The sequence below is a fragment of the Fulvivirga imtechensis AK7 genome (assembly GCF_000331535.1).
In the GTDB taxonomy this organism is placed as follows: domain Bacteria; phylum Bacteroidota; class Bacteroidia; order Cytophagales; family Cyclobacteriaceae; genus Fulvivirga; species Fulvivirga imtechensis.
This window is the reverse complement of record NZ_AMZN01000141.1, coordinates 1-919: the sequence shown is the minus strand read 5'-3', so window position 1 is coordinate 919 and position 919 is coordinate 1. Positions and strand designations below refer to the sequence as shown.

Sequence of the window (919 nt, the reverse complement as noted above, 5' to 3'; positions counted from 1 at the left end):
TAACGTGAGTTCGATATAAAGATACTAATCAGAGGGGCAAAATGAGCTGTTTTGTATCTTGAAATTGGATTTTGAGAGAGGGTTTTTTCTCGGAAAAGTTATATGCGATTAATGCCGAGAAGATATTATTGAAGAAATTGGATGGGCTTCTATGTCTGGAGTGCTCTACTTGAAATATATTTTTCAGTTGGTCAATAATGGTTTCGCAGATGGCCCTTTTCCTTAAAAGTATGGCATCCATTACTGGTGTAATCGATTTTGATTTCATGTTGCGCTTTAGTTTGGTGACAAGGTGCACCCCCCTGAAGAATAATTGACTGAAGAGTTGCTTGCTGATATACCCCTTATCTCCGAATAACTTACCAAATAACTTTTTAATAAATCCTTCCATATGGAGTGGTTTTCGGTCATCCACATTGCCTTGGGTCAGCATAAAATCAACAATTTCACCTGTTTCAGAAGTGATTATATGCAATTTAAACCCATAAAACCATCCTATGGAACAATGGCCCCTGGTAGCCAGCCCCTCAAAAACTTTATGATTATGAATGCGCCTATTGTGACATACCCTCAAAGGCGTGCTGTCGATAAAACTAATCCCGGTACAATCACCAGTAGCCATACTCTTTAGGTAGATGGCCAGAGGCACCAGGCTCTCACTTTTCAATTCCACCATTCGGTTATAGCTAACAGTATTAGGAAAAAACGAGCGCAGGTGGTGTCGCACATAACCATTGTAAAAGGTCTTGAAATTCCTGTAACCGGAAAAATGGAATAATACCTGGATAGTCATGATCTCAGATAAATGCAATTTAGAGGGTTTGTTGCGTTTTTTAGTCCCCAAAAGTAGTTTTTGGTATTTAGGCACAAAATCGAGGCAGAAATCATCAATAGAACAAAAAATTTCGGTAATTTTAGA

At 38.5% G+C, this 919-nt stretch carries 1 protein-coding gene; it reads right to left on the bottom strand.

All coding sequences use genetic code 11. From position 1 onward, the window contains the following. Positions 1 to 28 precede the first annotated feature (28 nt). Positions 29 to 913: an IS982 family transposase gene (locus C900_RS26930; RefSeq protein ID WP_040497655.1), complete on the bottom strand. Its 885-nt coding sequence runs from the start codon at positions 911 to 913 to the stop codon at positions 29 to 31. Positions 914 to 919 lie beyond the last annotated feature (6 nt).